General features: G+C 62.9%; 22 protein-coding genes and 1 tRNA gene. 5 read left to right on the top strand and 18 right to left on the bottom strand.

The window, feature by feature from the left end; all coding sequences use genetic code 11:
• Positions 1 to 61 precede the first annotated feature (61 nt).
• Positions 62 to 135 (top strand) — tRNA-Pro (locus tag BH95_RS04040).
• Between the two features lie 531 nt (positions 136 to 666).
• Here the strand turns inward: BH95_RS04040 and BH95_RS04045 are convergent.
• From BH95_RS04045 to BH95_RS04060, 5 genes are all read right to left on the bottom strand, one after another.
• Positions 667 to 2,574 (bottom strand): GIY-YIG nuclease family protein, encoded by a 1,908-nt coding sequence (locus BH95_RS04045; RefSeq protein ID WP_037181134.1) that lies wholly within the window; start codon positions 2,572 to 2,574, stop codon positions 667 to 669.
• Positions 2,575 to 2,597: 23 nt separating this feature from the next.
• A complete protein-coding gene (locus BH95_RS04050; RefSeq protein WP_155291584.1) occupies positions 2,598 to 3,059 on the bottom strand; it encodes a hypothetical protein in 462 nt (153 codons plus the stop codon).
• 318 nt (positions 3,060 to 3,377) lie between these two features.
• Positions 3,378 to 3,992, bottom strand: a complete 615-nt coding sequence (locus BH95_RS27760) for a YncE family protein (protein ID WP_052059964.1) — start codon at positions 3,990 to 3,992, stop codon at positions 3,378 to 3,380.
• Positions 3,989 to 4,675 carry a YncE family protein gene (locus BH95_RS27765; protein ID WP_052059965.1) on the bottom strand — a complete coding sequence of 229 codons (687 nt, stop codon included), beginning with the start codon at positions 4,673 to 4,675 and terminating at the stop codon, positions 3,989 to 3,991. Before BH95_RS27765 ends, BH95_RS27760 begins: the two co-directional genes overlap by 4 nt.
• A 253-nt stretch (positions 4,676 to 4,928) precedes the next feature.
• Positions 4,929 to 6,809: a TerD family protein gene (locus BH95_RS04060; RefSeq protein ID WP_167336892.1), complete on the bottom strand. Its 1,881-nt coding sequence runs from the start codon at positions 6,807 to 6,809 to the stop codon at positions 4,929 to 4,931.
• 328 nt (positions 6,810 to 7,137) lie between these two features.
• On the opposite strand from BH95_RS04060, the gene BH95_RS04065 reads away from it, so the two are divergent.
• Entirely contained in the window at positions 7,138 to 10,161 is a 3,024-nt protein-coding gene (locus tag BH95_RS04065) for a DEAD/DEAH box helicase (RefSeq protein ID WP_230594054.1), read from the top strand.
• 521 nt (positions 10,162 to 10,682) lie between these two features.
• On the opposite strand, the gene BH95_RS04075 is transcribed toward BH95_RS04065, so the two are convergent.
• From BH95_RS04075 to BH95_RS04085, 4 genes are all read right to left on the bottom strand, one after another.
• A complete protein-coding gene (locus BH95_RS04075) occupies positions 10,683 to 11,309 on the bottom strand; it encodes a hypothetical protein (protein ID WP_037159481.1) in 627 nt (208 codons plus the stop codon).
• Between the two features lie 1,532 nt (positions 11,310 to 12,841).
• Positions 12,842 to 13,000 carry a hypothetical protein gene (locus BH95_RS28690; RefSeq protein WP_155291585.1) on the bottom strand — a complete coding sequence of 53 codons (159 nt, stop codon included), beginning with the start codon at positions 12,998 to 13,000 and terminating at the stop codon, positions 12,842 to 12,844.
• Positions 13,001 to 13,040: 40 nt separating this feature from the next.
• Positions 13,041 to 14,066 carry an aldo/keto reductase gene (locus tag BH95_RS04080; protein ID WP_037181138.1) on the bottom strand — a complete coding sequence of 342 codons (1,026 nt, stop codon included), beginning with the start codon at positions 14,064 to 14,066 and terminating at the stop codon, positions 13,041 to 13,043.
• Positions 14,063 to 14,704: a TetR/AcrR family transcriptional regulator gene (locus tag BH95_RS04085; protein WP_037181141.1), complete on the bottom strand. Its 642-nt coding sequence runs from the start codon at positions 14,702 to 14,704 to the stop codon at positions 14,063 to 14,065. The genes BH95_RS04080 and BH95_RS04085 overlap by 4 nt, the downstream gene beginning before the upstream one ends.
• A 186-nt stretch (positions 14,705 to 14,890) precedes the next feature.
• On the opposite strand from BH95_RS04085, the gene BH95_RS04090 reads away from it, so the two are divergent.
• The 3 genes from BH95_RS04090 to BH95_RS04100 all read left to right on the top strand — a co-directional run bounded on the left by BH95_RS04090 (position 14,891) and on the right by BH95_RS04100 (position 17,973).
• Positions 14,891 to 16,174 carry an MFS transporter gene (locus BH95_RS04090; protein ID WP_208601140.1) on the top strand — a complete coding sequence of 428 codons (1,284 nt, stop codon included), beginning with the start codon at positions 14,891 to 14,893 and terminating at the stop codon, positions 16,172 to 16,174.
• Positions 16,175 to 16,299: 125 nt separating this feature from the next.
• Complete coding sequence (locus BH95_RS04095; protein ID WP_037181143.1) at positions 16,300 to 16,716, top strand: DUF1761 domain-containing protein; 417 nt, start codon at positions 16,300 to 16,302, stop codon at positions 16,714 to 16,716.
• A gap of 111 nt (positions 16,717 to 16,827) precedes the next feature.
• Positions 16,828 to 17,973, top strand: coding sequence for a metallophosphoesterase (locus BH95_RS04100; protein WP_037181145.1), 1,146 nt, complete (start codon positions 16,828 to 16,830; stop codon positions 17,971 to 17,973).
• Between the two features lie 36 nt (positions 17,974 to 18,009).
• Here BH95_RS04100 and BH95_RS04105 read toward each other — a convergent pair whose 3' ends face one another.
• The 9 genes from BH95_RS04105 to BH95_RS04145 are packed head-to-tail and all read right to left on the bottom strand — an operon-like array spanning position 18,010 to position 26,357.
• Positions 18,010 to 19,107 (bottom strand): alcohol dehydrogenase catalytic domain-containing protein, encoded by a 1,098-nt coding sequence (locus BH95_RS04105; RefSeq protein WP_037159502.1) that lies wholly within the window; start codon positions 19,105 to 19,107, stop codon positions 18,010 to 18,012.
• A 10-nt stretch (positions 19,108 to 19,117) separates the two neighbouring features.
• On the bottom strand, positions 19,118 to 20,077 hold the full coding sequence (locus BH95_RS04110; protein WP_037181147.1) for an ROK family protein: 960 nt from the start codon (positions 20,075 to 20,077) through the stop codon (positions 19,118 to 19,120).
• Positions 20,074 to 20,778, bottom strand: coding sequence for an HAD-IA family hydrolase (locus BH95_RS04115; protein WP_037181150.1), 705 nt, complete (start codon positions 20,776 to 20,778; stop codon positions 20,074 to 20,076). The genes BH95_RS04110 and BH95_RS04115 overlap by 4 nt, the downstream gene beginning before the upstream one ends.
• On the bottom strand, positions 20,775 to 21,656 hold the full coding sequence (locus BH95_RS04120; protein WP_037181153.1) for a TIGR03619 family F420-dependent LLM class oxidoreductase: 882 nt from the start codon (positions 21,654 to 21,656) through the stop codon (positions 20,775 to 20,777). Before BH95_RS04120 ends, BH95_RS04115 begins: the two co-directional genes overlap by 4 nt.
• A complete protein-coding gene (locus tag BH95_RS04125; protein ID WP_037181155.1) occupies positions 21,653 to 22,444 on the bottom strand; it encodes a VOC family protein in 792 nt (263 codons plus the stop codon). Before BH95_RS04125 ends, BH95_RS04120 begins: the two co-directional genes overlap by 4 nt.
• On the bottom strand, positions 22,441 to 23,340 hold the full coding sequence (locus BH95_RS04130; protein ID WP_037181157.1) for an NADP-dependent oxidoreductase: 900 nt from the start codon (positions 23,338 to 23,340) through the stop codon (positions 22,441 to 22,443). The genes BH95_RS04125 and BH95_RS04130 overlap by 4 nt, the downstream gene beginning before the upstream one ends.
• Positions 23,337 to 24,170 (bottom strand): SDR family oxidoreductase, encoded by an 834-nt coding sequence (locus BH95_RS04135; protein ID WP_019667781.1) that lies wholly within the window; start codon positions 24,168 to 24,170, stop codon positions 23,337 to 23,339. The genes BH95_RS04130 and BH95_RS04135 overlap by 4 nt, the downstream gene beginning before the upstream one ends.
• Positions 24,163 to 25,158: a zinc-dependent alcohol dehydrogenase gene (locus BH95_RS04140; RefSeq protein WP_037181160.1), complete on the bottom strand. Its 996-nt coding sequence runs from the start codon at positions 25,156 to 25,158 to the stop codon at positions 24,163 to 24,165. The genes BH95_RS04135 and BH95_RS04140 overlap by 8 nt, the downstream gene beginning before the upstream one ends.
• On the bottom strand, positions 25,155 to 26,357 hold the full coding sequence (locus tag BH95_RS04145; RefSeq protein WP_037159523.1) for an MFS transporter: 1,203 nt from the start codon (positions 26,355 to 26,357) through the stop codon (positions 25,155 to 25,157). Before BH95_RS04145 ends, BH95_RS04140 begins: the two co-directional genes overlap by 4 nt.
• Between the last annotated feature and the right edge of the window lie 2 nt (positions 26,358 to 26,359).

A 26,359-nucleotide genomic window follows, 5' to 3' on the forward strand; every position in this document is an offset into this window, starting at 1 on the left:
AGGCGATTTCGTGTCAGGGGTGGGGCTGGGGTAATCTCATCGAGCGCCTTAACCGGCGCGGCGGGCTGTGGCGCAGCTTGGTAGCGCACTTGACTGGGGGTCAAGTGGTCGCAGGTTCAAATCCTGTCAGCCCGACAGATAGATGCAGGTCAAAGGCGGTTTCGGAGAAATCTGGAACCGTCTTTTTCGTCTGCGTGCCGCTAAAGTGTCACTACTCGTTTCTTACAGGGTCGGAATCGGCGCTTGAACGGTGTCCAGGTGGACCCACGGGTGTCCGGAAGTCTGCGTTGGTTGGCCGAATGGACCAGGGTGGATGAAGCCACTTGAGTCGGCTGGTTCGGTCCAAGTGGCTCCGAAATTCGGGGGTCTGAGCCAGATTGGGGAACCGGACCGTGCAATCAGTGGCCCCCGGGTTTAGCTGAGACCCGTCGCAGGGCGGCCCGCCGACGTTCCGTTCGGTGTCCGCGAGCGGCACCGGCCGTCACGCTCGCAACAGGTTCTCGCCTAGCGGTTTTTGCGGCCGCGTGGTTCGCCGTCAAGGTCGGCGTCGTCTCTATTTGTCAACGAGTCGCGCCGCAGTTCGACTCGGCGGTGGCGATGCTGATTCACGACATTCCATGCTGAAGCTGTAAACGTCGAGGGCCAGATGGACTAGCTACCCCGCCGCTAAAGGTTGAGTGCGGCCGCGACGAGCTGTGGGCAGTGGGACCGTCGGTGCATGCTCGGTCCCCTTCTCATGATGTTGAGTGCGGTTGTGGCGGCGGCGCGGGTTACGGCGACGTCGTCGAGTAGTCGTTGAAGTTGTGCGAGCGAATTTGCGAAGATGATGGTCTGGCCCGGACCGGATTCTTGGTAGTGCGCGGCGCGCAGTGTGGCGTGGGGGTGGCGCCGGAGGAATGCCAGCTCGCTCGCTACGCCGCCTGAGAAGAGTTCTGCATCGTTGACTTGGATGAATCCACCGATGATGCCGGATGCCTGGTCCCTGTTGACGACGAAGGTTTCGGTCATGGCGATGCTGACGCACGACAGTCGGCGCGGGATTGTTCTGGTTGTCGGCAGGCAGCTCGCCGACCACGATTGATATTCGGTTTGCAGGGGGTAAGGGACACATCGGCTGAGGTACTGCCCGATCAGGTCGAGAACCTCTGCGGACGCAGGAATGGACGTGAATCGTCGAAAGTTGTCTGCGGCGCCAAGGAATTGGCCGTGGTCGATGCGTTGTGTCGTCGAGTCTGCACGGTTGACCGTGTCGGGTGCGTTAAGCCACCGTCGCTGAAGAGTGTCGGGGATGATCTCGTCGAGGTGTTTACTCACCCCGATCAAGGTTGCCATCTCGTTGACGTTGCGTGCCAACAGTTTTGATTCCTGGGCGCGGTGAATCAGTTGTCGTTCGCGAAGCCGAAGAAGGCGCTTGTGGTCCAGAACCGAGGTCGTGGCGTCGTGTTCTGTCTCCGGGCGTACGCGGATCGTGGTGATGTCGCGAAATCGACTCAGGTGTTGGGTGAGACGGGACGCGATGTTGACTGACTCGCCGATGTAGCACTGTCCGTCTGCGAACTCGAGCAGGTAGTAGCCGGCGGTCCCATTTGCGTTGTCTGTGAGGAATGCTGCGACCGTCGCGGGTTGGGGGAGTAGGAGTTCGGAGAATTCGTGTTCAGTTGCCCACCGTGCGATGTCTTGAGCACGTTTTTTCAGTTCTGCCGGCGTGGGTGCCGGTTCGTGAGGGAGGGGGCGAGCAGGTAGCGCGGATGGACCGGTCAGAGATCCGTCGGAGTGCCAGCGTCCGGTGATCGCGGCGGCTGCTTCGAGACTGAGTGTGAAGGATGCGGGGTAGAGCTCGATGTCATCGAGCGCACGGCGGACGTTCGACGGTCCCTCGGAGTCCGGCGTCACGGTTTCGTCGAGCGTCCAGCTTTCGGTCGTGCGGATCCAAGTCAGCGCGTGTGCGACGGGCCGGTTGTCGGTCCGTCGTGGCGTTCGATCTGAATCGACATCTGCTTGTTCTGGCGGTGTTGCTGTGAGGCGTATCGAGCGGTCACCCGCGGTGCTGAGGCTGTGGTTAAGCGTGAGGTGCCATCCTGATCGCGCCGCGAGTGGCACGATTTGCAGGATCTCCGCCAACGGATACAGGATGTTGAGGTCGAGTTGCCTGAGGTCGGTCTCGTTGTCGCCGGTCAGGTATCCGCGGATGTCATTGGTCCGGGTTTGTCCGGTGGCCAGCCGTGCGTTCCACATATAGAAGGGCACGCGGGAGAACAGTGCGTCGAACATCTCGTCATCACGGTCGACGAGCAGCGCTCCCGCTTCAATTATCCCGGTGGCATCGTTGTCGTCGACCCAAGTGTCCCCGTGGAGGACGAATGATGTGACTAGTGATTTTTCATCAGGGCACGTGGTGTTTATGCGTGCGGTAATGGACAGTCCTGCTGGTGACGGTTCGACTGTGACGTGGTGGCCGGATATGACGAACATGGTCAGGGTGTTTTCGACATCGATTCCGAGGGGTCGGGTCCAGCCGTCGAGTTCGTTGTCGAGATTGTCGGTCACGTGGGTGCCCGGTGCAGTGGTGCTCATGGGGTAAGCAGATAGGTAGAGGGCTAATTCATCGAACTAGGAATCTTGGGCAACGTTCTCACCTGAATGGGAAAACCCTCAGCTTCGCACGCGCGAGCCACACGTCGTGAATTCTCATCGAATGCTGTCGCGACCGAGTAGCGCGTTCCAAGGTCTCGGGATCGTATCGGCAGTTCACTTGCGAGTTCACCGATCCGTGCCCGCACTTCTCCTTCCGCGTGCAGACCGATGCTGTCGAGACGGTCTTGCGCTGCCTTTTCGGCAACTAGGAAGTCTTCCAGTGTCATGGTCCCCTTGCCATCGAACTGGTAGCGCACGACGATATTCTGAGCTGCGGCGAAGTCCGAGCACACCTGCTCGTTTACTGCAGCCGGTACCTCCACGTTATTATTGGGCGAACCGCACCCCGTGACAGATGCAACGACCGCAACAAAGGCAGCAAACACACCCAGTCGAGACGACGTCGACGAAATCTTTGTGGTCATAAAAGTGCCTCCTGCGCAGCAAACTTGAGCGATCTGACATTACACCGCGACGTAGGGGATCATTCGATTGACCGTTACCATGTCTTCTCCGTCAAAACGCGCGATATTAAACAGTCGCGATGATTGCGGTTCGAATCGGTTGTCGCGCAATCCTCGTCGACTCCGCTAGCGACTCGGGTGAAGGCTAGTGACAAGTACGCAGTGTGGCAGAGGACGACGAGGCATCGGTGGGAAGGCGCGGACCGGCTTCCAGAACTGCAAAGAACGACCTTTCGCATCGAAAGAACCAGGCCCAACGACGTGTCGAGCCGCGGAGAATTATATGTTCTCAGCGTTGCGCGGATCCGGTGTTCGGGAGGTCGGATGATCCGAGTGTCGGGGCGGGAGGCTGTGGTTGGGGGTTTTGGTGATGATGGTGACGTTGTTGTTCTGGCTTATAACGTATGCGTCGTTGCCGTCGGGGCTGACCGCCACCGGTTGGGCGCTGCCGGGGATGTCGAATCGTTCTTCGATGATTCCCGTCGTGGTGTCGAGGACGATCAGTTGGCTGGGGAACCATGACGCGATGGCGTAGACGGTTCGCCCGTCTGGTGTGACAGCGACACTTCCGATTCCGGGCGCGACTACGGAGGCGTTTCCGTAGACGGTGAAAGTGTTCGGAATGCTGTTGTCGGCGAAATCGATAGTGAGGATGTCTTTGCCGTTGGAGGTGACAAGTGTGGAACCATCCGCTGTGATCGAGAGATCGAGTGGTGTGCCGCCGAGCCCGTCGATCGTTGTGACGATCTCGTCGGTGGTCGTATCGCCCTTTGCGATTCCTGAGTTCACGGTGACGTAGGCGTAGCCCCCGTCCGGGGTGAGTTCGACGAATGGTGCTTGCGCGTCCCCGAGTGCGATCTTGCGGGTGGCCGTCAGTGTTGCTGTGTCGATCACGGTGAGTGTGCTGTGTCGATCACGGTGAGTGTGCTGTCGTGTTGGTTCGATGTGTACACCTTGCGGCCGTCCGGGGTGACTGCGACACCTAAAGGGCCCGCGCCGAATGGGATTGTGGCGACGACTGCATTGGCGGTCAGGTCGATTACCGAGACGGTATTGTCGACGTTGTTCGCGACGTAGGCTCTGGATCCGTCAGATGTCGGTGCGATTCCCACAAGGAAGATTCCCACCGGGATGTCGGCGAGTTGGTTCTTGGTTCGGGTGTCGTAGATGCCGAGGAAGCCGTGTTGTCCGTCGGGCCCGTGCGTCACGTATGCACGCGATCCATCAAGGGAGAAGGCAATGCCTTCTGCAAGATCCGGTGCCGCGAGTGCCCCGGTCACGGCATACGTATCCGTAGGAGCCGCCGTTGCGGGCGATACGAGCGCGGTAATGTGGCTGAGGTCGACACGTGTTCGCTCCACGGCCAGATCGATGAACAATCCCGGCCCGCCACTGGATTCGAAGTCGTAGTCCGTGACGGTCCCGACCCATTCGGACGTGGCCTCGATCGGTACGGGCGCGCTCGACGTGGTCCGCGGACTCGACGTCGTCGATGGGCTCGGCGATCCGGGGTCGGTCATTGCTGGTGTGCTCTTGTCGTCGTCGACGCAACTGCCGAAGAGTGCGAGTACAGTCACGGCGCATATGCCAATGGCCCAGTTGTTATTTCTACGCGCCACTCGAACTCCTGATCGTCGCTGTCGGGGAACGTCGGAGTTCACGCCCATCGGGCAGAGCGCATCTCGACTGCGGAATCGTACTCGATACACCATTACATTGGAACCGACAGTGCCTCTTCGTTTTTGGTTTGTTCATTTGAACGAATGAAGGTCGCGGCTGTGCCGCGCGGCCGTAGCGCGGGATGAACGCGGAGCCTCGGCTGGTCGGTGATCAGTCAATGTCGACGCCGTGTGCGCGGGCGAGTCCGTCGAGGCCGTCGGCCCATCCTTGGCCGAGAGCGCGAAGTTTCCAGATCGGTGTGCCATCGGGTGCGGTGTGGCGGTAGATCTGGGCGGCGGTCATGGCGCGGATGTGCGGGTCGGGCGGTGGGGTGAACAGCCAGGATTGTTGTGGTGTGGAGATCGTCAATCGGGCGCCTTGGAGGTCTGCGCAGGTCTGACTGGATTCGACGTCGATGTTGATGGAGATGACGACTGTGGTGATGCGCGGGGGTAGGTCGGACAGGTGCAGCGTTGCTCGTTCGGTCGTGGTGGTGGCGTCGGTGTCTTTGTGGTGCAGTCGGATTGCGCCGCCGGATCCGATGGGTCGGTTGTAGAAGATGAAGTCGTCGTCCGTGCCTACTCGTCCGGTGTGTTCGAGTAGCAGAAGGGTCATGTCGGCGTCGGCACCCTGGAACTCGAATGCTGCGTCTATCTGATGGACGGCCTCGTCGAGTAATGGGAGTGTCTGCCCGGGTGAGAGCGTTGTCGGCGTGGTCGCCGGGGTAGGGGCGTGTGGTGGTGGCGAGATTGGTGGCAAGCTCTGACTGGACTGATGAAGGACCCACTGGCTGAACGGAATTGGTGCGTAGGGATCATCGCACGTAGGTGCGTCGGTGGGCTGGTTGTGCGGGGTGAGGGCAGCGTCGATTTCGGAGATCGGGTTGGTGGTGCTGTCGTCGTCAGTGGTGTCGAGTAGTTCCGCGAGGCCGGGGATGCGGTCGATGTCGAGTGGTTTCACCGAGCTGGAGAGGTTGCCGCTCGCGGTGGTGCGGACGCTACAGGCAACGTCGGTGCCGACGTCGAGGAAGCGTAGGGCATCGTTTGGGTTGTGCCATGGTGTGGAGTCGATGGCGCGGCGGGACCAGGACCCGTAGGTGACGATGCCGAGTCGTTGGGTGTCGGGTAGTCGGGTTATCACTGCAAGGTCGACGTCGGTGATGCCGGGGGCGACGGCGAGTGCTTCTTTGCAGGTGGCGATGACGTTGGATCCCATGATGGTCAGCCACCATGCGATGCGGTCGCGCTTGGTGAGGGTTTTCAGTGTGGGTCGTCCGGCGGAAGTGAGGGACGGTGTCTGTGTGGGGAGGGTGTCGATGTCCTGCTGGCGCATGACGATCGAGACTCTGGTTCCAGTGACTCCGAGGGCGCATCCGGCGGCTGCATTGTCGGCGAATGCGGAGTTGATGGCGTCGCAGACGGTGGGTTCGTGGTTGGTGATGAGCGCGTTCCACCATTGGTCTGCGTGGTGCTGTAGTTGCTCGTGTATGTGGCGGAGACGATGTTGTTCGGCGGCGAGGTAGTGCTGTGCGTCGGTGCGGGCGCGTTCTTTGGCGCGCTTGCGTTCGGTGCGTGCGAGGAGGCCGATGCCGCTGAGGTGGTGTGCGGTTGCTTGTGCGTCGGCGTGTGCGATGTGGAGCGCTGGTGGTGGGGGTATGACCGGATGGGCTGCGATCGGGAAGGTGTCGAGGTGGACGCTGGTGGAGGAGCGGCGCAGTTCGTGGAGTTCGGCGATCGCGGCGTCGCGTTGGGCGTCTTGCTGTGCGCGTGCTGCGGCGCGCTCGGCGCGGGCGAGTTGTGCGGGGGAGGGTCCGTAGTGTCTGCGGGTGGTTCGCCTTGTCGTGGTGCGGCCGCGGCCGCTCGACAGTGAGGTGGAGGCGAAGAACGGTCCGAGTCCAGAGGAGACGGTGGTGCGTCCTGATCCGACGTTGATCCGGGCGGCTCGTGGTCCGAGCGAGGTGCGGACCCCGCGAGTAGAGACGCGGACGCGCATGCCGGGCACTCCGACTCGAAATCCGAAACTCAACTCGTCCTCCAGTATCGCGGGATTCATTGTTGACTCTACGGTCTCAGGGTAGAAGTTGGCAGGCGAGAATACTCGCGTTCACGATGTGGCGAGGTTGGTTGGTCGGGGACGTTCCACGGTAGGTATTCATTCGATCGAATGATTGATCGAGGGTCAACCGAGGGCCTGTCGTGCACTTTAGAAGACGAACGTTGGCAAACGGCGGAACACATGCAGTAATCGCGCTGTCTGAGCAGTACGAACTCTTATCGCAGTAATCGCTGTAGCCGGCGATCTGGATGCCTGTCGGTAAGTGCGGAAATTTGCTTCGGGCGTGTCGAATGCAGCGGACGAGGCGGAGGTCGCAAGATAACGTGTGCCGAATTTCTATAGCGACCCGTCCCGTGGTTTCCAGCTTTTTCGGGACACAGAGTTTCCGGGCTGGCGACCACCCCAGCGCGGAGCTTTGGGAGCACTGTTGGCTCACTGGTCCGTTCGTCACCGCGAACCGGCGCTCCTTGCTGTGCCGACAGGTTCAGGCAAGACGGCGATCGCTCTAGCGTCTCCATACATGGCCGGGGCGCGACGCACGTTGGTGGTTGTCCCGAGTACCCAGCTGCGTAATCAGACAGTAGGCGCCTTCCAGAATCAAGACGTGCTCCGCCGGATCGGTGCATTGGCGGGTAAAGGCGATCCGAGAGTTTTCGAAGTGAAGGGGCGACTCACGTCCTGGCGCGATTGCGAGTCGGCCGATGTGGTGGTGGCACTGCCGCATTCGATAAGCCCCGAACACTATGACGATGATTCAAAGCCGCCCGCCGACCTCTTCGATTGTGTCATTGTCGACGAGGCTCACCATGCGCCGGCACGAACCTGGCGCGCCATTCTGGACCACTTCGATGACGCGAGAAAGGTGCTTCTCACTGCAACCCCTCGGCGGCGCGACGGCAAACGCGTCCCCGGTGCACTGGTTTTCCACTACCCGCTCCGCGCGGCGATGTCAGACGGCTATTACAAGAAGGTCGAGGCGAGATTACTCAGCGCCAGCGCTAATGCACAGCGCCGAGAGTGTGACGAACTGATTCGCGATAAAATTCGGAGTGAGTTCAATAGACCGGAGCACAGGTCGAGCACTTTGCTCGTTCGGGCAGGTAGCAGATCGCGGGCGACTGAGCTGGTGAAGCTATACGCCGAGGTAGGTATAGAGCTAATCGCGTTGACGTCTGACCTCGGGGAGGTCAGACGAACGGAAATCGTTGATGGGCTCAAGGACGGTCGCATCCGCGCCGTTGCTGTCGTCGGCATGTTGGGCGAGGGCTTCGATCTGCCGCGCCTTCGACTTGCCGCCTACCACGATAAACACAAGTCGGTCGCGTCGACTATTCAACTGATCGGACGGCTCGTCCGCAGCCACTCCGACTTCCCTCAGCCGTCAGTGCTGGTCACCGTCATGGATGCTGAAGTATACCCAGGGCTGAAGGGCGCGCTGTGGAGCCTCTATCAGGAGGACGCGGACTGGTCGTCCCTCCTACCCGGAGTAATCGATGACGAAGTCGCCGCAGACATCGCAGACAAGTGCTTCGCCGAACTGCTCGCTAGCCCTCCAGCCGAACTTTCGCTCGAGAATCTTCGGCCGCTAGTTCGGTCCACAGTGTTTGAGGTAGTGGATGGCTGGGTGCCGACCTTTGTGGACGGTGACGTGCCGGCCGGTCTCGTACGGGGCGACGCGATTCGGGGACAACAAGTTCTGTACTCAACGGTTACACCGGACAACCGGACCCTGCTCGTGGTCACTCAGGGCGTCCGATCGCCTCGATGGAATCTCGACTCCGGTTTGGACGCGCCCGAGTACGCTTTGCACCTCATCACCTACCTCCCGTTTGCGGGATCACTGCGCCGCGCGCTCGTTCTGGCGAATACGAGCGACGGAGCGATCATGACAACAATCAAGGAGACGCTCAACGCAACCGTGGAGCACCTCCGAACCGCTGATCCCGAGCGCTTACAGCGTGCGTTCGATATTCTGCCTCGCCTCAGCGTTTCCAATGTCGGGGTGCGGAACACCTATGGTGGCGGCAGGGGAAGCGCGAGTTACAAGATGTTTGCTGGCAGCGGGGTCGATCACGGAATGCGGGAGGCCGACACCGCACAGGCTGCGATCGGCCATGCGATGGCTCAGGTGAGCGAGGGACCAGGAAATGGGGCATACAACACTGGCTTCGCCGTTGAGAAAGCAAAATTCTGGGAGTCGAGGTATGTCTCGCTTCGAGAGTACAACGGCGCACTAATGGATTTTGCGGATCGCTACTGGTCATCCACGGAGATCATCGCTCCACTGCTGCCAGCGGTAGCGCGGGGTGTTCGCCTCGAAAACTTCCCCGAGGCCCCAGTCGCAGCCATCGAAATGAATCCCTGGCTGCTGGCAAGTGAATGGACGGTTTCGAACGGGTTTCCGATTGATCGCCTCGATCTGCAGCGCGTGGCCACTGAAGATTCAAGGCAGCATCTGCAGTTCAACCTGGTGAGACCAGACACAGCTGAGAACATCTGGACCGGGTACCTCGATACTCAAGGAGGCGTTACAGACACCAGCTCACCGGTTTTCGTCTCAAGGGGGCATCAATCTCCTCGGTCAATAGCTCATCTATTGTCCTCGATGCCACCAACGGTTTACTTCCTTAACGGACAAAGTGTAAGCGGCGCAACGCTTTACATGCCTCCATCCGTGCAACGAGACCTGACTAGATGGGCTCCAACTCTCTTCGATTGGAGCACCACCAACATCGAAAAGGAGACTGACCGAAGCGCGAATACTGCTGGTGCTGGTGAGTCGATTCACCAGACTCTGCGCACGTACTTGACCACGCGGCCTACGAAAGCCCTGCGCCGCTGGGTCCTAGAGAACGACGGCTCCGGAGAACTTGCCGATCTGATTGTCCTTGAACTCAACGGGACCTACGAAGTGTCCCTTGAATTATGGCACGCGAAGCCCGCTAGTGGAGCCAAGCCCTCTGTGCGAGTGAGCGACATGCAAGTAGTGACCGCGCAAGCCATTAAGAGTAGGCGCTGGCTCACCGACCGCGGCATCTGGAAGGAAATGGCCGACCGCTATTCACGTGCAAAGTCGCCGGTACTCAAACTGATTGCCGGCAGCGATCGCGAAGCCCTGCTCAGAGTCATACTCGGCGTCGTTGGACACCATCCAGCCTGGTCAATGACCAATCGTGCGATTCAACTGCGTGGCACCATCGTCATCGCACAGCCTGGATTGTCGTGGACCAAATTGCAGAACAAGCTTGAACGGGAGGACCTGAGTGCGACGCAGATCCGCGACCTCTTGGCAGTCTTCGATGATGCCCTTGGTTCGCTCGGTGACTCGGCGCTGGTCTGCTCCCCCTAGTGGATATGCACGGTTTTTCGAAGCGCAAGGCTAGGTCGTTCGGTGCGCTCATCCTGAGGCCCGCTGCCCAGTTTGCAGGAAGGGAAGCGCCCTGCATCGCCGAAATGGCGCGATGATGAACCGTACTTGGAGGAAGAGAAGCCTCTCAGCGATCTTGCGCATTATGAGTTGCCACCCTAGATGATGGACATCGAGATGCGGGATCGATGGTTCGCTTAAAAGATATCCCGTGTTCCGCAAGCGCGGGTCGTTCTAGACCGAGTGCAAGGTCGAGGCCGCCCACTGGGTGATCGGTGCCGGCCGCAGGATCGCCGAGGCCGAAGACTGGGTGTGAACGAAGTCTTGCTCGGCCGATGGCTCGCCGACGAGCGCCGCCGCATCGAAGCAGCCGTTGCGTCCGATGCGAGCCGTGACCGCAAACCGAACGCCACCGGACCACCAAACTGCGCAGACAGGTAGCAGAGCAAGCTTGAAAGCTACGTGCAAGGGCGTCAGCAAGCCCCGATCGCGCGGTTTATAGGTCAGCGTCTCAAAGGCACCCAGTCATCCCACCAGTCGCCCCAATCCATTTCAATCCGAATCCAGTCGCCCGGCATCTCGGAATGGAAGTCTTCAAGTCGGCCCCACCAGTTGCAGATTTCGAATTTACAATCACGCCAGGAGAGTTGGTAACCCGGAGGAATTGGTTGACCGCGGTTCTCGCTTGCGAACACGGCGACGCCCAGCAGTCCCAGCACAACGGAGGACGGTAGATGGGCTTCGTCCTTCGCGAACTGATATTGCTGCGCGCCACTGCCGTTCTCGTACGGTGTCAGCTCATAACCGTCCGGTAGTTCGTCACCATGGCCGTGTGCACAGCGATGCACACCGTAAATCACGTCGGCGATGTCGGGTCGCTTGTCCGATAGGTGTGACTCGACCTTCAATGGAAATCTGGTTTTCTCCAAGTCAATGCCAGGTAGGCCCAGGATGGACAGCACCTCGAGCGACTCGCGAATTGTTGACTTGAACCGGTCCGCGACTCCCTTCTTGGGAAAGCGTTTCCTGCCAGTTCCATCAACGGCATTGCAGGCATGCAGCATGGCTGGCTCCCACTCTTGTCGATCCCAGTGATCCAACGAGTAACGAACCGAGTCACCGACTTTCATACCGCAACGCTAGCTGATGCCCCTGCACCCTCGATAGACACATCGGAGTCGCCCGGTCTCCGGTCCGGGCAAGTTCAGAATGTCGGTGAACTCGGTCGAAGTATTCGCGGTGCTGTGTGCCAAGCGCAGCCTCGGCTTGCGGATTTGCCACACTCGATTGACGACGATTCGAGACCCAATCGGCAGTGCAGGGTCGTGAATGCAGGTTGAAGTGGTTTGACTGCGTCGAGGTGCTCGAGGTGAAATGTTTGGGGAAGGGGCGTCGCCCCGGCGATGTGACGAGAGTCAGGGATCGTTCCGGGGCCTTCGTTGTCCAGTTTTGGGGAACAGTCTCGGTGTGTCAACCAGCAGGGAGTGACCTTGTCGTGGGGTAACGAGGTCATCGCCGATCTGTTGACTCGGTAGCGCTTAAGTCGTTCCAGCGGCGAGTGGTGGGCATGGCGACACGGCGATTGCGTTGAAAGACCGGAATATAGAAGCATCGGGTGCAGTGTTGTCGCTGAAGTCGATGGTCGAGGTCGTTGTTCGAAACTCGCTTGACGGCCGGTTGAGCGGGTGGTCGCAGCGCACGCGGGGGACGGCAGAATGATTCGGTCATAGTCCGTTAAATCCGCGTGGTCGAGGCGATGTCGTCGAAGCGCGTGGGCGGGCCGTTCGGCGCCAGCCGAGCGAGGTAGACGGCAAGGTGGTTGCTGAGGTGTCATTGCGGTTGTGGCGGTACCTAGCTGAATCGCGGTATCTGATGTCGCTGTGGGTTCCGGCGCTGCAGCACGCATTCCCGTACGGCGGTCAGGATGCGCGGCAGCGGCGACGCCAGGTGGAGTTGCGGCTTCAGAGTTTGGCGTTCGTGCGGAACAGGGCTGCGCATCATGAGCCAATTCATCAACGTGTTCTTTCTTGATGACGTCGCGGACGCGCTCGCGCTCGTCGGTTGGGTCTCGCCCGATGGTGCGGAATGGTTCCGTGGACGTGAGTCGGTGACTGCGGTGTTCGCGCGGAGACCGTCATGGGTGACTTGCTGTCGGTTTCAAGAGCCAGAACGCATGCGTGGATACGGTCGCGCGTCGACGGGTTAACCACTTTTCGCGACAATGGACCCCCACAGCGTGCGGAGAAATGTCGGTGGATCCGTATGAAGCAATCGAAATTCGAGCGTGCCGCGAGCGTGTCACTACTCGGTGCAACCGGGTATGGATCGTCGCATACGATTGCGGACGAAACTGCCTGCTCATCGGCTATGCACTGGGTACAGGTGAGTCCACGGCAATGTGGGTTATCTAGCTGGGGGTCAAGTGGTCGCAGGTTCAAATCCTGTCAGCCCGGCACAATGCAGTTCAAAGGCGGCCTCGGAGAAATCCGAGGTCGCCTTTTTCAGTTGCGCCTATGTGAAATCGAGAAGACGAGCGCAGGCCGTTGTGGGCCTGATTCTAAGCGTGCACCCGCTGCTAAGCACTGTGCAGCCGGTCGAGGTGTCGAGCGTTCGAGCCTCGACCGGAGGTCAGCACTACGGGATTGTAGGTGAGGCCTGTGTCTCAACGGTTGCTGTTCGAGGTGTGTCCATCGGTCGTGGCTTCGAAGAACATCTGAACGAACGGTGGGCTGTCGGCGAGGGGATGGTGCTTAGTTGGGTTGTTCGCTCCGGCAGGGCAGTGAATCTCGTTGCCGGGAGTGGTCTCCGGAGGGCGACTCATGCGACGACTCTTTCTGTGGGCCCGCTGTCGGGTCGGAGGTTCAGCGCCGACGCAGAGACGGCTGCACGATGGCAGGGGGAAGGTAGCCCGCATCGCGCTCGGTCATGTTGCGGCCGGGGGAGACGATGTCGTCGATTCGGTCGAGTGTCTCGTGATCGAGCACGAGATCGCTGTCCGCGAGCTGACTTTCGAGTTGATCGACGTTCATTGGGCCGATGATGGCCGCGGTCACTGCCGGGTGCGACAGAACGAATCCAAGTGCGAGATGAATGAGCGAGATGCCGAGTTCCTCGGCAAGGAGTGCGAGGGCTTCGGCGGCGTCCAACTTGCCCGCGTTGTGCGGTGCGGTGATGTCGAACAGGCCGGGCATGAGCTTGTTTCGGTCGCTGACGAAGTCGGGGGAGTCCTTTCGATATGCACCGGAAAGCCAGCCCCCGCCGAGCGGACTCCAGACCAGGACTCCGAGAGCAAGTTGTTGTGCGACGGGGAGAACGTCGGCTTCGATTCCTCGTGCGAACAGTGAGTAGGGAGGCTGCTCGGTGACGAAGCGGCCGAAATTTCGCCGTTCCGAGGTCCATTGTGCAGTGACGAGTTCGTGTGCGGGGTACGTCGTTGTGCCGAAGTATCGGATCTTTCCGGCTCGTTGCAGATCGGTCAGCGCGCCCAATGTCTCTTCGATGTCGGTGTCCGGATCGGGGCGGTGCACTTGGTACAGATCGAGATGGTCGGTCTGCAGTCTGCGGAGACTGTTCTCGACGGCTTGCACGATCCAACGGCGGGAGTTTCCTCGTGCGTTGACGTCGTCGCCCATGGGGTTGTGGAATTTGCTCGCCAGCACCACATTGTCTCTGCGTCCGCCGGCCAATGCCTTTCCGACGATTGTCTCGGCTTCACCGTGTGAGTACAGATCTGCGGTGTCGATCATGTTGATTCCGGCGTCGAGCGCGCGGTGCACGACTCGGATCGATTCGTCGTGATCCTTGTTGCCCCACGTTCCGAACATCATGGTGCCCAGACAGAGGTTGCTCACTCGTACACCGGTTCGTCCGAGGGTTCGGTACTTCATTGTCCACCTTCTGTGGCGTCGGATGGGTTTGTCAGTGCTGGCAGCAGCAGAGTGTCGATCAGTGTGAGTACGTGCTCGGGATCGAGGGAGCGACCCTCCACGGTCACGCGGTAATAGCACATGGCGGGAATGACTCGGGCCATGAACTCGACGTCCGTGTCGGCGGCGATTTCAGCACGCGCGACGGCACGTTCGATCATGATGCGATTGGCCGCGATCCACGGATTGGTGCCGGATATCGACGCTGCCAATTCCGGATCGTCCTGGGCGGCAAGCATGCTTGCCACCGCACTCATGATCTTCAGCTGTTTGTTGCCGCTGTCGAACGCCTCCGGGCGCATCAAGGCCTTGAGATCGCCCCGAAGGGTTCCCGTGTCCGGCAGCTCGTCGACGTCGACTTCTTGTTTGGACACACGCGCGACGGCGTCGACGATCATGTGCGCCTTCGACGGCCACCGCCGGTACACCGTGGCCTTTCCGGCTTTCGCGCGGGCAGCGACCATATCCATCGTCATTCCGTCGTAGCCGTGCTCGGCGAGAACCTCGACTGTTGCGTCCAGGATGTCGCCGTCGCGGGACTGATCGCGTTTGCGTCCGCGCGGCGTCGGCGCATCGGGCGTCGTTGTCCTATCTGGCACGGTTCCTCCTTGTTCCGGGTTGGATGCTGGCCTGGTAATTACGGTACTGGACAGATCCGATACTAGCAAGTACCGTAATGAGAGTTCGTCTCGCTCGTCAGCTCTCCACCAGTCGGCACCCCGACATCCGATCGCTCGCGTATCGCGCGCCGGGTCGCACAGTTCTCACTCGGGAAAGTCCACACAATGTCACGAGATTTTTCGACGCCGAGAGCAAAAAATCTTGCTCTCGCGTTACTTGCCCTGACTCAATTCCTGATCGTCATCGACGCGTCGATCGTGAACGTCGCGCTGCCGTCGATCGGTGAATCACTGGGGATCGGTCAAGACGGCCTGTCCTGGGTGATCAACGCCTACATCCTCGCGTTCGGCGGGTTCCTGCTGTTGGGCGGCAGGCTCGCCGACCTACTCGGACGGCGCAAGATGTTCGGCACCGGATTGCTCATCTTCACGGTCGCCTCGCTCATGGGCGGCTTGGCGCAGAACGACGCATGGCTCAACATTGCCCGAGCAGTGCAGGGACTCGGGGCGGCCATCGTTTCTCCTGCTGCCCTGTCGATCCTCACCACCACCTTCAAAGAAGGCTCCGAACGTAACCGCGCGCTCGCGGTGTGGGGTGCGATGTCCGGTGCGGGCGGGGCGGCCGGCGTGCTGCTCGGCGGTGTGCTCACCGAGTATCTCGGATGGGAATGGGTGCTCTTCGTCAATGTTCCCGTGGGATTGTTCATGGTGTGGCAAGCATTCCGCCTGTTCCCGGCGTCGAGCAGAGTCGACGGGGCCCGCAGCTTCGACCTACCCGGTTCGATCAGCGTGACGGCCGGCCTGGCGCTGTTGGTGTTCACACTCGTCGACGCCGAAAAAGCCGGATGGACATCGACTACGACACTGCTGCGAGCTGCGGCTGCAGTCGCACTTCTGGTGGTCTTCGTGGTGATCGAGCGGCGCAGTGCGGCACCGCTGGTGACACTGTCGATCTTCCGACTACGTACCCTTCGTGGCGCAAACGTCGTCGTGCTCCTCGTGGGCGCATCCTTGATCTCCGGCTTCTTCCTCATCACCCTGTACCTACAGCAGGTCCTGGGGTTCACCCCGCTTCAGGCTGGTCTTGCGTACCTGCCTCTGGCTCTGTCGATTCATCTCCGACGTCTTCGGTCCGTCCGTTCTGACCGGCCTCGGACTGGGTGGATCCTTGGTGGCCGTGACCGTAGCCGCCCTCACCGGAACGACGGACGAACAGGCCGGCCCCGCTTCAGGTCTCGTCAACGCCGGCAACCAAATCGGTGGGGCAGTGGGGCTGGCGGTCATCTCGGCGGTGGCAACAGCGACGACTGCACGCGCGATGTCCGGCGGTGTCGATCGAACCGTGGCGTTGACCGACGGCTTCCACGACGCGTTTCTCGTCGGGGCGGGTGTCGCGGTGGCAGGCATGGTTTTCGCGGCGTTGTCGATCTCCTCTCGGGACGGTCGTGAGCATGCTGCTGCGGCGCAGCGGGGCGAGGTGGCCGTGACAGCGCTCTGAGCGGCACACCGCACACCCGTTTCACCAACCGACTTCAACGGGCGTCGACGGACGCTCATTCTCGAAGGAATCCGAAATGTTCGATGTTCTGACCGATATCAATTGGCTCGCAGTGCTTGCCGCGTTCGTGGCCTCCGCGGTGATCGCAGGCGTGTATTTCCCCGTCCTCATCGCCAAGCCGTACATCGTTGTACTCGGCCGCGAGAACGCGCGGGAGCCCGAGTCCTCGCTCGTGCGTAATCTCGGCCCGGTGGTGTGCATCCTTGCCACCACCATCACGAGCGCGGTGTTGATCACCGCGCTGGACATCACCGCGGTCGGCGACGCCGTCGTATTCGGTCTCCTCGTCGGGATCGGTTATCTCACGGCCATGACGTTTCAGATCGCGCTCAACCCCAACTTCCCCCGTCCGCTGTACTACGGGGTGCTCAATGCCCCGTTCTTCATCATCACCAGCGTGCTCACCAGCGTGATCATCGTCTTGATCGGCTGAGACGTCCGTCGCTCCGGAGTTGCCCAGCAGCTTCGGAGCGGCACCCGACGTGACGAACTCACGTCGTCTGCTGCAATGGTTCTTTCAACAGAAACCCGGTCATCGTTCACTATGCCTGCTCCTCTTCTCGCGCTCGTCGCTATCGTCGCAGTGCTGTCGATCTTCGTGCGCGTCATGTTCTTTCCTCCTCTGCGTCTGTCACGTCCGTTGGCACGCACCGTGGACTGTGTTCTCGCGGTCTTGTTGTGCCTCACGGTGGTCGGCTACGGAAGCGGAAGTATCTTCGATCCGTCCTGGGCGCGCGGCCCGGGGTTCGTCGGAGCTACGTGGGCTGCCGCACTGCTGTATCTGTGCCTCGGCGGTCTTGTGGTCGGTGCAGTGTTGCTTGCGATCCGGATCAAAGGTGTTGCGCAACAACGCGACAGTGCGCCCACCAGGATGCGAGTTGCGCGGGTCGGTGCCGCCGTGGTCGCGCTGACAACAGCCGGTACCGTCGGATACGGTCTCGTCGAAGCGGCCCAGCCTCAGGTCACGCACACCACCATCGCGTCGGATGGCCTCCCACAGCAATTCGACGGTCTACGGATCGCGTTCGTGTCCGACATCCACGCCGGGCCCACGCGAGGTGCAGGTTTCGTCGAGGCGATCGTCGGCGAGATCAATCAGCACGATCCCGACGTGGTGATTCTGGGCGGCGACCTCATCGACGGGACGGTCGAGTTGGTCGGCGATGTGTTGACGCCGCTGTCGGAGCTGAACGCCCCCCTCGGAGTGTTCGCGGTCACCGGCAACCACGAGTACTACGCCGACGCCGATGAATGGACCAGGCTGTGGTCGAGCCTGGGTGTGGAAGTTCTGCGCAACGCCACTGCGACACTGGAGCGTGGCGGCGCGTTCATCGATCTTGCGGGAATCAACGATGTCTCCGCTCCGCCGCCACATGCGCCCGACCTCGGACTCGCGCTCGGCGAGCGAACACCCGATCGATTCACCCTGTTGGCGGCTCATCAACCAGTTCAGGCGTTGGACGCCGTCGGTGCCGAAATCGATCTCCAGCTCTCCGGACACACTCACGCAGGTCAGTTGTGGCCTCTGCGGTATCTCGTTCCCTTGCAGCAACCCTCGATCGAAGGGCTCGTCACCGTCGCGGGCACCCCCGTCTTCACAACGCGCGGCGCCGGTACGTGGGGACCGCCCGTGCGCGTAGGTGCCGAGCCGGAAATATCGATGCTGGAACTACATTCGGTTGGTGCGTGACCTCGAGGCACTTATCGAAGTAGGCACGGGCCCGCCTCACGCCCCCAACCCCACCACCAACCGCATCACGAGTTCACCGTCCACCACCCGGGTCCGTTGTTCGCAGATGGTGTTCATCAACGCCGTGCCCTCCACGATGTCGCGCCGGTGGGTCAGTAGTCCGTCGATCGCGTCGTCCGCTGCGGTCAGTGCCGTAGCCGCCGCGGTGAGTTGGTCGTTGGTGACGCCTCGATTACCAGTGAATGCCACTCGCTGCGCACCGCGGCTGAACGTGGTGACCGCGGGAGGCGTCGGGCCACCGGTGTTGGCTTGCCTCACCCCGGCGATGTCCACACCTGGTAGCAGGCCCGACGTCGCCTTGGCCGGCACCCCGCCGATAGGGTGCACGGCCACTACCCGATCCCCGAGACGCCGTATCGCCTCGTCGATCGAGGCGACAGTTCCCGCGCGGTGGGTCGCGCCGAGCACCGCAACGGACCCGGTGATGTGACGTTCCCAGTCGTCGCCGGAGGAGAAGTTCTGCACCGAGGGCAGGTAGTTGGCGGTCCACTTCGCACCCAGCTCCGTACGGTGCACCATCGCCACCTCGACGGTCGGGAACATCGCCGAGGGTGCAAGTGTGGCCGCGAGGTTGCCGATCAGACCGTCCCCGAAGATGAGAAGCGTTTGCGGGGTCTCGCGCGCGAGACACGACAGTGCATAGCGAACCACGGCATACGGCTCCACAAGGGTCGCTCGGACACTCGACAAGTCGTCCGGCAGCAACGACACCAGACCGCTGCTGACTGCGGACGCTCCGATCACGACGCGTTCCTGAAAAAGACCTTCCACATTGTGGCCGAGTAGGAAGGACGAATCGTGGGGATGGGTCGGGTTGACCACCACGCGGTCACCCACTGCGAATTCCGACACCCCTTCGCCCAGCTCGACGACTCGCGCAGCACCCTCGTGCCCGACGATCGGGGACGGATCGTTCCGGTCTCCCCGCACGATCTGAATGTCGGTTCCACACAGCGACACCGCTTCCGGCGCGAGCAGCAGCTCGCCGGGCCCAGGGGAGGGCGTCGGGCGAATCTCGACGGACGAGTGGCTACCGTGCCGGACGATGGCGCGATGGGTGAGTTCGGTTGTCATCGTTCCTCTTTCAGATCTTGGTGACGCGAAGGTAACCGTCGGCGATGGCGTCGGAGCCGGCGAGCGTGTCGACGTCGCCGGGCGTGCACACATGAATGAGCTCGCGAACCCGGTCCGGAGTGAGCGAGTCGGCATACGAGCGCGAGTCGGCAAGCTGCGCAGTCAGTTCGCGCTCGTAGAACTCGGCCAGTCCCTCGGCCACCCCGCCGCCGATCCCGATGCGGTCGAGTCGCGGTTCGAGCGTGATCATGGTGCGAATCAACTCCGCGATGGGCTCGACGACAACGGTCAGCAACTGTGCAGAGTCACGCGAACCCCTTGCCAGGGAAGGGGCGAAACTGTCTACGTCGTAGTCGATTCCGAGGCTTCGTGCGACCGCCGCCACCCCCGGACCGGACGAGATCGACGAAATATGCCCGACGCCACCGCACGCGCACGGCAACTGCAGTACGGCCGGCGGTGCCGAACTGACGGCGCGAACGTGCCCGACCTCGCCCTGCAACCCGCGGTGATCTACCGGAATTGTCTTCTCGGCCAGGTAGGCCGTGCGCACCGCGATGCCGCTGCTGATGGTGAGATACGCCAGGTGCCGGTCGGTGGGCCGCGCAAACCCCCGAGCGTACGACGCCAACCCTGCCGTCACGTCGTTGACGAGGGTCCAGCGCACATCGGGGCGTCGGGACGACAGGTGGTGCAGCAGCGGAATCTCGCCAGACGGCGCGCCGCCCCACAGCGGCCCGGAACCGAGTGCGATGCCCTTCTGCTCGTCGAGTGCGGCGCCGCAGGACATGTTCACCGCCGCACCCTGTGGCACGTGGGCGTCGAGCGTGTCCACCAATTGGTGCAGCAGATCGTCCGCGGACGCGCCCGGCTGTCGCAGCACACTGGGCGCCGGGAACCGTTCAACCGAGGTACCGACACGGATGCGCAGCCACGTGCCACCCAGATCGACGGAGACCGTATCGGTCATCGCACCGGAACCGCGTCGATCACCGGATGCACGTCAATCACCGGGTGCACGTCGATGACCAGCGATCCGTCGCGCACCTCGACGCGCAGGGAGTCGAAGTCATCGACGCGCGCGATGTTCCGGCCGGGCTCGTCGCCGATGGTGATGCACCGCGCACCGGCATTCGCTGCGGCCGCCATCCCGGCCGACGAGTCCTCGAACACGACGCACGACTCGATGGACGCGCCCAGTTGCGCTGCCGCAGACAGGAACCCTTCCGGGGCCGGCTTCCCGACGCTCACGTCCTCCGCGGCGACCGCGATCCGCGGCGTCGGGAGCCCGGCGGCGGTGAGGCGCCGGACCATCATCGATCGCGTCGCCGACGTGACCACCGCCCACCGCTCGGGCGGCACCGACGCAAGGAACTCCGCGGCCCCGGCAATCGGCTGAACCGGCACCAAGCTCTGGTGCTCTTGCTCCCGTATCCACTGCAGCTCGGATCGTACGTCGGCTGTGGGTCCGAGGACCCGCAGAACGATATCGGCGGCGAGTCGGCCCGGAAGTGCCTCGGCAACAATCGATTCGTCGACGCCGTGCCGCTGGGCGAACTCGAACCACACCGCCTCGATGGATGCGTGCGAGTCGACGAGGGTGCCGTCCATGTCGAACAGGAACGCGCCCGCGGTGATGGACTGCCGAATCGGTCTGGGCTGCAGGCTCATACCGTGACTCCCATCCGCAGGGTTTCTCCGGCGAAGCGAACGAGTTCGAGATCGTGCTCGGTGGATCGGCGTAGCCGTTGATCGCCCGGATCGGTATCGAGGACCACGGTGGTGGCGCCGACACCTTCGAGGAAATCGATATCCGAGTGGATCTGCTCGATGCTGCCGTATCCGAGGGGACGGTTCGGCGACTGGACCGGAGTCTCGGTGGGCAGGAAATAGATACGTGGGACGAAGTCCTTGCCGTCGTCGAGGGCGTCGGCGCCGGCCGTGCACAGCTGCCGCGACGGGTGCAGCGGATGCCACCCGGTGCCCACGCGGTTCGTCCGCGCGATCGCAGCGGGGCCGTTGCCGCCGATCCACAGCGGCGGGTGCGGCGTCTGGGCGGGCAGCGGTCCACCGTGCACGCGGCGCGGGGTGCCACTGGCGCCGGAGGTCTCGTAGGTCTCCGACGACCATGCCGCGACCAGCGTGTCGAGGGTGTCGTCGGTCAGCCGCCCGCGCCGGTGATAGGGGACACCCAGCACGTCGAACGCCTCAGACGTCCACCCGACACCCACGCCGACGATCAACCGCCCACCGCTGAGTGTGTCGATCGTTGCGGTCGCGTGCGCGAGGTGCGCCGGATGGCGGTGGCTGCCGATGAGGACACCGCTACCCAGACGGATGGTGTGGGTCTGACCCGCCAACCACGACAGCGTCGCCAGGCACTCGTAGAACGGCGCGGGGGAACGGCGATGGGCGTCGTCGGTCAGCACCACGTGATCCGACAGCAGCACGTTGTCGAAGCCGGCGGCTTCCGCGGTGGTGGCCCACGCGAGGATCCCGTCGGGATCGATCTGTGGCCCGAAGTTCGGGAGATTGAGTCCGTACCTCACAGCGCACCCGGGAACAACCGGACGCCGGCGCGCCGATCCGCGGCAGGAAGCGTCAGGAAGTTGCCGCCGTTCGCGGTGAGCGGGCGGGCGTCGTACTGGCGGCCGATGTGGTGTTCGAACAGCTCGATGTTCAGCTCACCCACCGACACCATCGCCATGCGTGAGGTGCCTTCGACGTCGAGGTCGAACTGCGCGGTCATGAATCCGCGATCGGCTTCGATCTCGGTCCGCAGAACCTCGGTCGCAGCATGAGAATTGACGAGGCGGTCGATGGCCGCGTCCAGATCGGCGACGCTGTACCCCGAGTGGTCCAATCCGCGGCACGTGGGCAGAGTGGCCGACGGTAGGTCCTCGCGTCGGTGATGCAGGCGGGCGTCGGTGTCGTCGTAATAGCCCGGCACCTCGGGCCAGTTCTGCAGTTCGAACAATGTCCCCCACGGTGAACGGAAGTAGACCCATCTGTTGCCGGCGATCGGGCCTTCCGGCACGGTGATCACCTCGCCGAGAACCGCCACACCGTCCAGCCCGGCGAGGTGATCGGCAGCGCGTTCGATGTCGCCGACGGTGAAGCACAGGTGATTGGTGCCGATGTCGACCAGGCGCGGCGGGGCCTGATTCGGGCTGTGCGAGGACGTGAATTCGATCGATGTGGAGCCGACCGGAACCGTCGCGCCGTTGCCACTCTCGACGCCGAGCAGAGACGCGACGAAATCGGCTGCCTCGTGCGCGTCGGGAACAGTGATTCCGATCGTGCTGAGCGATGTTCGGGCATTCGTGGTGACGGTCATGGGATCAACAGCACCTTTCCTCGTGTTCCACCGGCAGCGAGCAGGGCGTGAGCCTGCGGGGCTTCGTCGAATCCGAATGTGCGAGCGATCGGCACGGTGATCTCCCCCGAGGAGACGAGTGAGGCGAACTCCGCTAGGCCAGGCCCGTCCTCGTTCACGTAGCTCTTACCCGGGGTGATGCCCCGCTGTGGCTCGGGTTGGTCGCCGTCTTCGATGGAGACGAACGATCCGCCGTCACGCACACCGTCGATGGCCTCGACCACTCCGGCGGTGTCGACCACCGCGTCGTACTTCCGTGGCTCGAGATCGACGGGCTTGGCCAACACCGTCCCCACGCCGAGCGTGAGAAGGTCGTCGGTGTCCGTCTCCCGCGCCAGCGCGTCGACCCGGTGGCCGCGCGACAACAGGATCGCCGACGCTATGCGCCCCACCGCGCCCGCAGCACCGGTCACCACCACGGTGGCGCCTGCCGGAAGCGTGATCTTGTCGAGCTGTTGCACGGCGGTGAGCGCCGCCAACGGGATCGCGGCCGCATGCTCGAGGCCGACGCCGGTGGGGGCGTGGGCGAACAGCGATTCGTCGGCGACGACGCGCTCGGCGTACGTACCGAAACGGTGCGCCGGCTGCGCGATCATCCCGATGACGGTGTCGCCGCGGGCGAATCGAGTGACGGACGAGCCGACTGCTTCGACCGTGCCCGACACGTCCCATCCCAGCACCGCGGGATACGTCAGTTCGATGGGCAGGAATCCGGACCGGGTCTTGAGGTCTACCGGGTTGACGGCCGCGGCGGCCACCGACACGGTGATGTCGCCGGGCCCCGCGGTGGGCTCCTGGATCTCGCCGACGGTGAGGACGTCGGGGTCACCCTTGCCGTGAACGATGATGGCTCTCATGCAGCTCCCTTCGATGTGGCGGCCTTCGATGTATCGGCCGTGTGCAGTTCACCGGCATAGCGTGCGTTCTCCTCGGCGGCGGTGAGTACGAGTCCGCCGTCGACAGTGATGGTGGTTCCGGTGACATAGCTCGACGCGGAGCTCGCGAGAAACACCGCGGCAGTGGCTACTTCGTGCACACCCGCCGGACGACCGAGCGGGATCGCGGGCCGGTCGATGGCGGCGTAGGAGGACTCGTCGTCGACGCCGTTCATCGCGGTCGCCGTTTCGCCCGGTGCGACGCAATTGACGCGGATACCGTGCTGCGCGAATTCGAGGGCGAGCACCTTGCTCGACGCCGCCAGCGCCGCCTTGCTCGCGCAGTAGATCGATCCCCCGGTGATGGGCACCGAGTCGTGAACCGAGGTGATGTTGACGATGGATCCCGCGATACCGTCGGCGATCATGCGGCGACCCACCGCCGACGCCAACGCCAACGGCGTGACCGTGTTGATCGCCAGCACATCCTCGATGCGGCCGACGTCGAGCGCATCGGCCGGAGAACGGTCGTTGACACCGGCGTTGTTGACGAGGCATCGGATCTCGCCGAGGCGATCTGCTGCGTCGAGAACGGTCTCGACGGCGGCATGGGCGTCGCGCAGATAAAGCCGAAGCGGGACGACATCGACGGGATGATCCGCACGAATATCGTTGACCAGGGCGTCGATTCGATCGATTCCGTTGCCGTAGCCGAGGATGAGGTTGTGCCCTTCCGTGGCGAGCGCAAGCGCGATGGCGCGGCCGATGCCGCTGCTCGCGCCGGTGACGACCGTGTAGCCGGGTCTAGTCAATGGAGATCACCACCTTCGGCCGGGTTCGGTGGCTTTCGAGTCGATCGAAGGCGGATTTCGCGTCCGAGAGGGGCACGACGCTGTCGATGAGCGACGCCAGGGCGGGCCGGATGAGGGGGAACAGGGCCGCTGCACGCCGATAGTGATCGACGCCATGGCGCACCCCGATGATCGAGAGTCCGGCCAGCGCAACCGCTCCGGGGTCGATGGACTCCGACTGCGCGGCGACCCCGACGAGTATGCACTTTCCGCCCGGTCGGAGTACGCCGATTCCCGTTCCCAGCGCGCCGTCGCCACCCGAGGCTTCCACGACGATGTCGTAGGGTCCTGCCAGGGCCTCGGTACTGGTGAAGCTGTGTGCGGCGGCGCCGGGACCGAGGTGGTCGATGGGTCGTGGTTCGAGCACGTCGACGGTGACGGGGTACTGCGACAGCATGGCGATAGCGAGGCTGCCGATGGTCCCCGCTCCGATGACGAGGACGCGATCGCCCGGGGAGACCGACGCCGAGTCGACGGCTTCGAGCACGGTGACCAGGGGTTCGATGAGAACGTGTTCCGGTTCGGCCGGAGCGCGGCCCAGGGATACCAGGGCGCGACGCGGCATGACGAGGAATTCGGCTGCGGCGCCGCCGTGCTCGTAGAGGCCGACCTCACGGAGGTCGGAACATTGATTGCGTCGACCCGATCCGCAGGCCGTGCACGACTGGCAGAAGATCATCGTGCTGCCGGTGACGGCATCGCCGGCGGCGAGGTCATGGACGTGAGCGCCCGATTCCTGGACGATGCCCACCCACTCGTGTCCGAAGTGATGCGGATACGACGTCTTGCCGTCCACCAGATACGACGACGTGCCGTGCAGTAGTTCGAGATCCGTACCGCACAGGCCGACGTACTTCACCGCGACGACGACGTCGTCAGGACCGCAGACAGGCGCGTCGAGTTCGACGACCGACACCGAGTGAGGTGCGTCGATCACGGCCGCTCTCACGCGGCCACCCGGGCGGTACGGCGACTGAGGAACAGCAATCCGACGGCGGCGACGGCGAGAACAGCCCCGATGGCGGGCAGAATCCCGACGCTGTAGCCGCCGGACAACGCAATGGACCCGATCCACGCGCCCGCGGCGTTCGCGAGCTGAAAACCGGCGATGTTGACCGTCGCGGCGAGGTGCGGCGCTTGACTGGCCGCGCCGATCAGTTTGGAGGCCAACGGCGGAATGATGGAGAAGCCTGCGGCGCCCAGGACGAACATCCATGCGAACGCGAACCACGGGGTGCCGCCGAACAGGAACAGCACCAGCAGTGCCGCGGCGAGTGCGGTGAGCGCGACGTAGAGCGTCTTGTCCAGGGCCTTGTCGGCGAAGTGGCCGCCGAGTTGGTTGCCGACCACCGAGCCGACCCCGAACACGAACAGCACGATGGTGACGGTGGACGCCGAGATCCCGGCGTGGTCGGTGAGGTACGGCGCGATGTAGGTGAACACGACGAACAGCGCGGCCTGGCTCAACGCGGTGAGGCCGATGGCCCAGAGCACCGGGCCGCGGGTGAACACGCCCAGTTCCGAGGTGACGCTGCCGGTCTGATGAGACGGCGCTGCGCGTCGGGTCGAGACGATGAGGGCTGCGGTGACGACGAGCTGGAAGATCGCGATGATGGCGAACGACCAGCGCCAGCCGAGTTGGGTGCCGATCAACGTGCCCAGCGGAACACCGAGAACCGTAGCGAGGTTGAGGCCGAGCGTGACGCGGGCGATGACGCGGCCCTGGAACTCGGGGGCCACCAGGGAGGTGGCCAGCACGAGGCACAGCGCGAAGAACGTCGCGTGCGGAAGCGCGGTGATGACCCGGAAGACGACCAGGGTGGCGAAGTTCGGCGCCAATGCGGTGCCGATGTTGCCGACGATGAACAGGGCCATCAGCGCTGCGATGAGCGGTGTTCGCGGGACCCGGGTGGTGACGATGGTGAGCAGCGGGCCGCCGATCACGACGGTGACGGCGTAGATCGTGACGAGCAGGCCGGCCGTCGAATTGCTCACGGCGACGTCGGACGAGATGTCCGGGAGGACACCCGCGACGAGATATTCGACGGTGCCGACGCCGAATACGGCGAGGAGCATCCAGAGGATGGCGACGTTCGCGTTGGTAGGACGCGTGGCTGCGGGCTCGCTCAGACGTGTCTCGGTGACCATGG

The sequence above is a fragment of the Rhodococcoides fascians A44A genome (assembly GCF_000760735.1).
Classification (GTDB): Bacteria; Actinomycetota; Actinomycetes; order Mycobacteriales; family Mycobacteriaceae; genus Rhodococcoides; species Rhodococcoides fascians_E.

Excerpts from the sequence above, each read along its gene's own strand:
- BH95_RS04045 (WP_037181134.1), bottom strand. The coding sequence starts at position 2,574 with ATGAGCACCACTGCACCGGGCACCCACGTGACCGACAATCTCGACAAC.
- BH95_RS04050 (WP_155291584.1), bottom strand. The coding sequence starts at position 3,059 with ATGACCACAAAGATTTCGTCGACGTCGTCTCGACTGGGTGTGTTTGCT.
- BH95_RS04060 (WP_167336892.1), bottom strand. The coding sequence starts at position 6,809 with ATGAATCCCGCGATACTGGAGGACGAGTTGAGTTTCGGATTTCGAGTC.
- BH95_RS04075 (WP_037159481.1), bottom strand. The coding sequence starts at position 11,309 with ATGAAAGTCGGTGACTCGGTTCGTTACTCGTTGGATCACTGGGATCGA.
- BH95_RS28690 (WP_155291585.1), bottom strand. The coding sequence starts at position 13,000 with ATGAGTCGCCCTCCGGAGACCACTCCCGGCAACGAGATTCACTGCCCT.
- BH95_RS04080 (WP_037181138.1), bottom strand. The coding sequence starts at position 14,066 with ATGAAGTACCGAACCCTCGGACGAACCGGTGTACGAGTGAGCAACCTC.
- BH95_RS04090 (WP_208601140.1), top strand. The coding sequence starts at position 14,891 with ATGTCACGAGATTTTTCGACGCCGAGAGCAAAAAATCTTGCTCTCGCG.
- BH95_RS04095 (WP_037181143.1), top strand. The coding sequence starts at position 16,300 with ATGTTCGATGTTCTGACCGATATCAATTGGCTCGCAGTGCTTGCCGCG.
- BH95_RS04100 (WP_037181145.1), top strand. The coding sequence starts at position 16,828 with ATGCCTGCTCCTCTTCTCGCGCTCGTCGCTATCGTCGCAGTGCTGTCG.
- BH95_RS04105 (WP_037159502.1), bottom strand. The coding sequence starts at position 19,107 with ATGACAACCGAACTCACCCATCGCGCCATCGTCCGGCACGGTAGCCAC.
- BH95_RS04110 (WP_037181147.1), bottom strand. The coding sequence starts at position 20,077 with ATGACCGATACGGTCTCCGTCGATCTGGGTGGCACGTGGCTGCGCATC.
- BH95_RS04115 (WP_037181150.1), bottom strand. The coding sequence starts at position 20,778 with ATGAGCCTGCAGCCCAGACCGATTCGGCAGTCCATCACCGCGGGCGCG.
- BH95_RS04125 (WP_037181155.1), bottom strand. The coding sequence starts at position 22,444 with ATGACCGTCACCACGAATGCCCGAACATCGCTCAGCACGATCGGAATC.
- BH95_RS04130 (WP_037181157.1), bottom strand. The coding sequence starts at position 23,340 with ATGAGAGCCATCATCGTTCACGGCAAGGGTGACCCCGACGTCCTCACC.
- BH95_RS04145 (WP_037159523.1), bottom strand. The coding sequence starts at position 26,357 with ATGGTCACCGAGACACGTCTGAGCGAGCCCGCAGCCACGCGTCCTACC.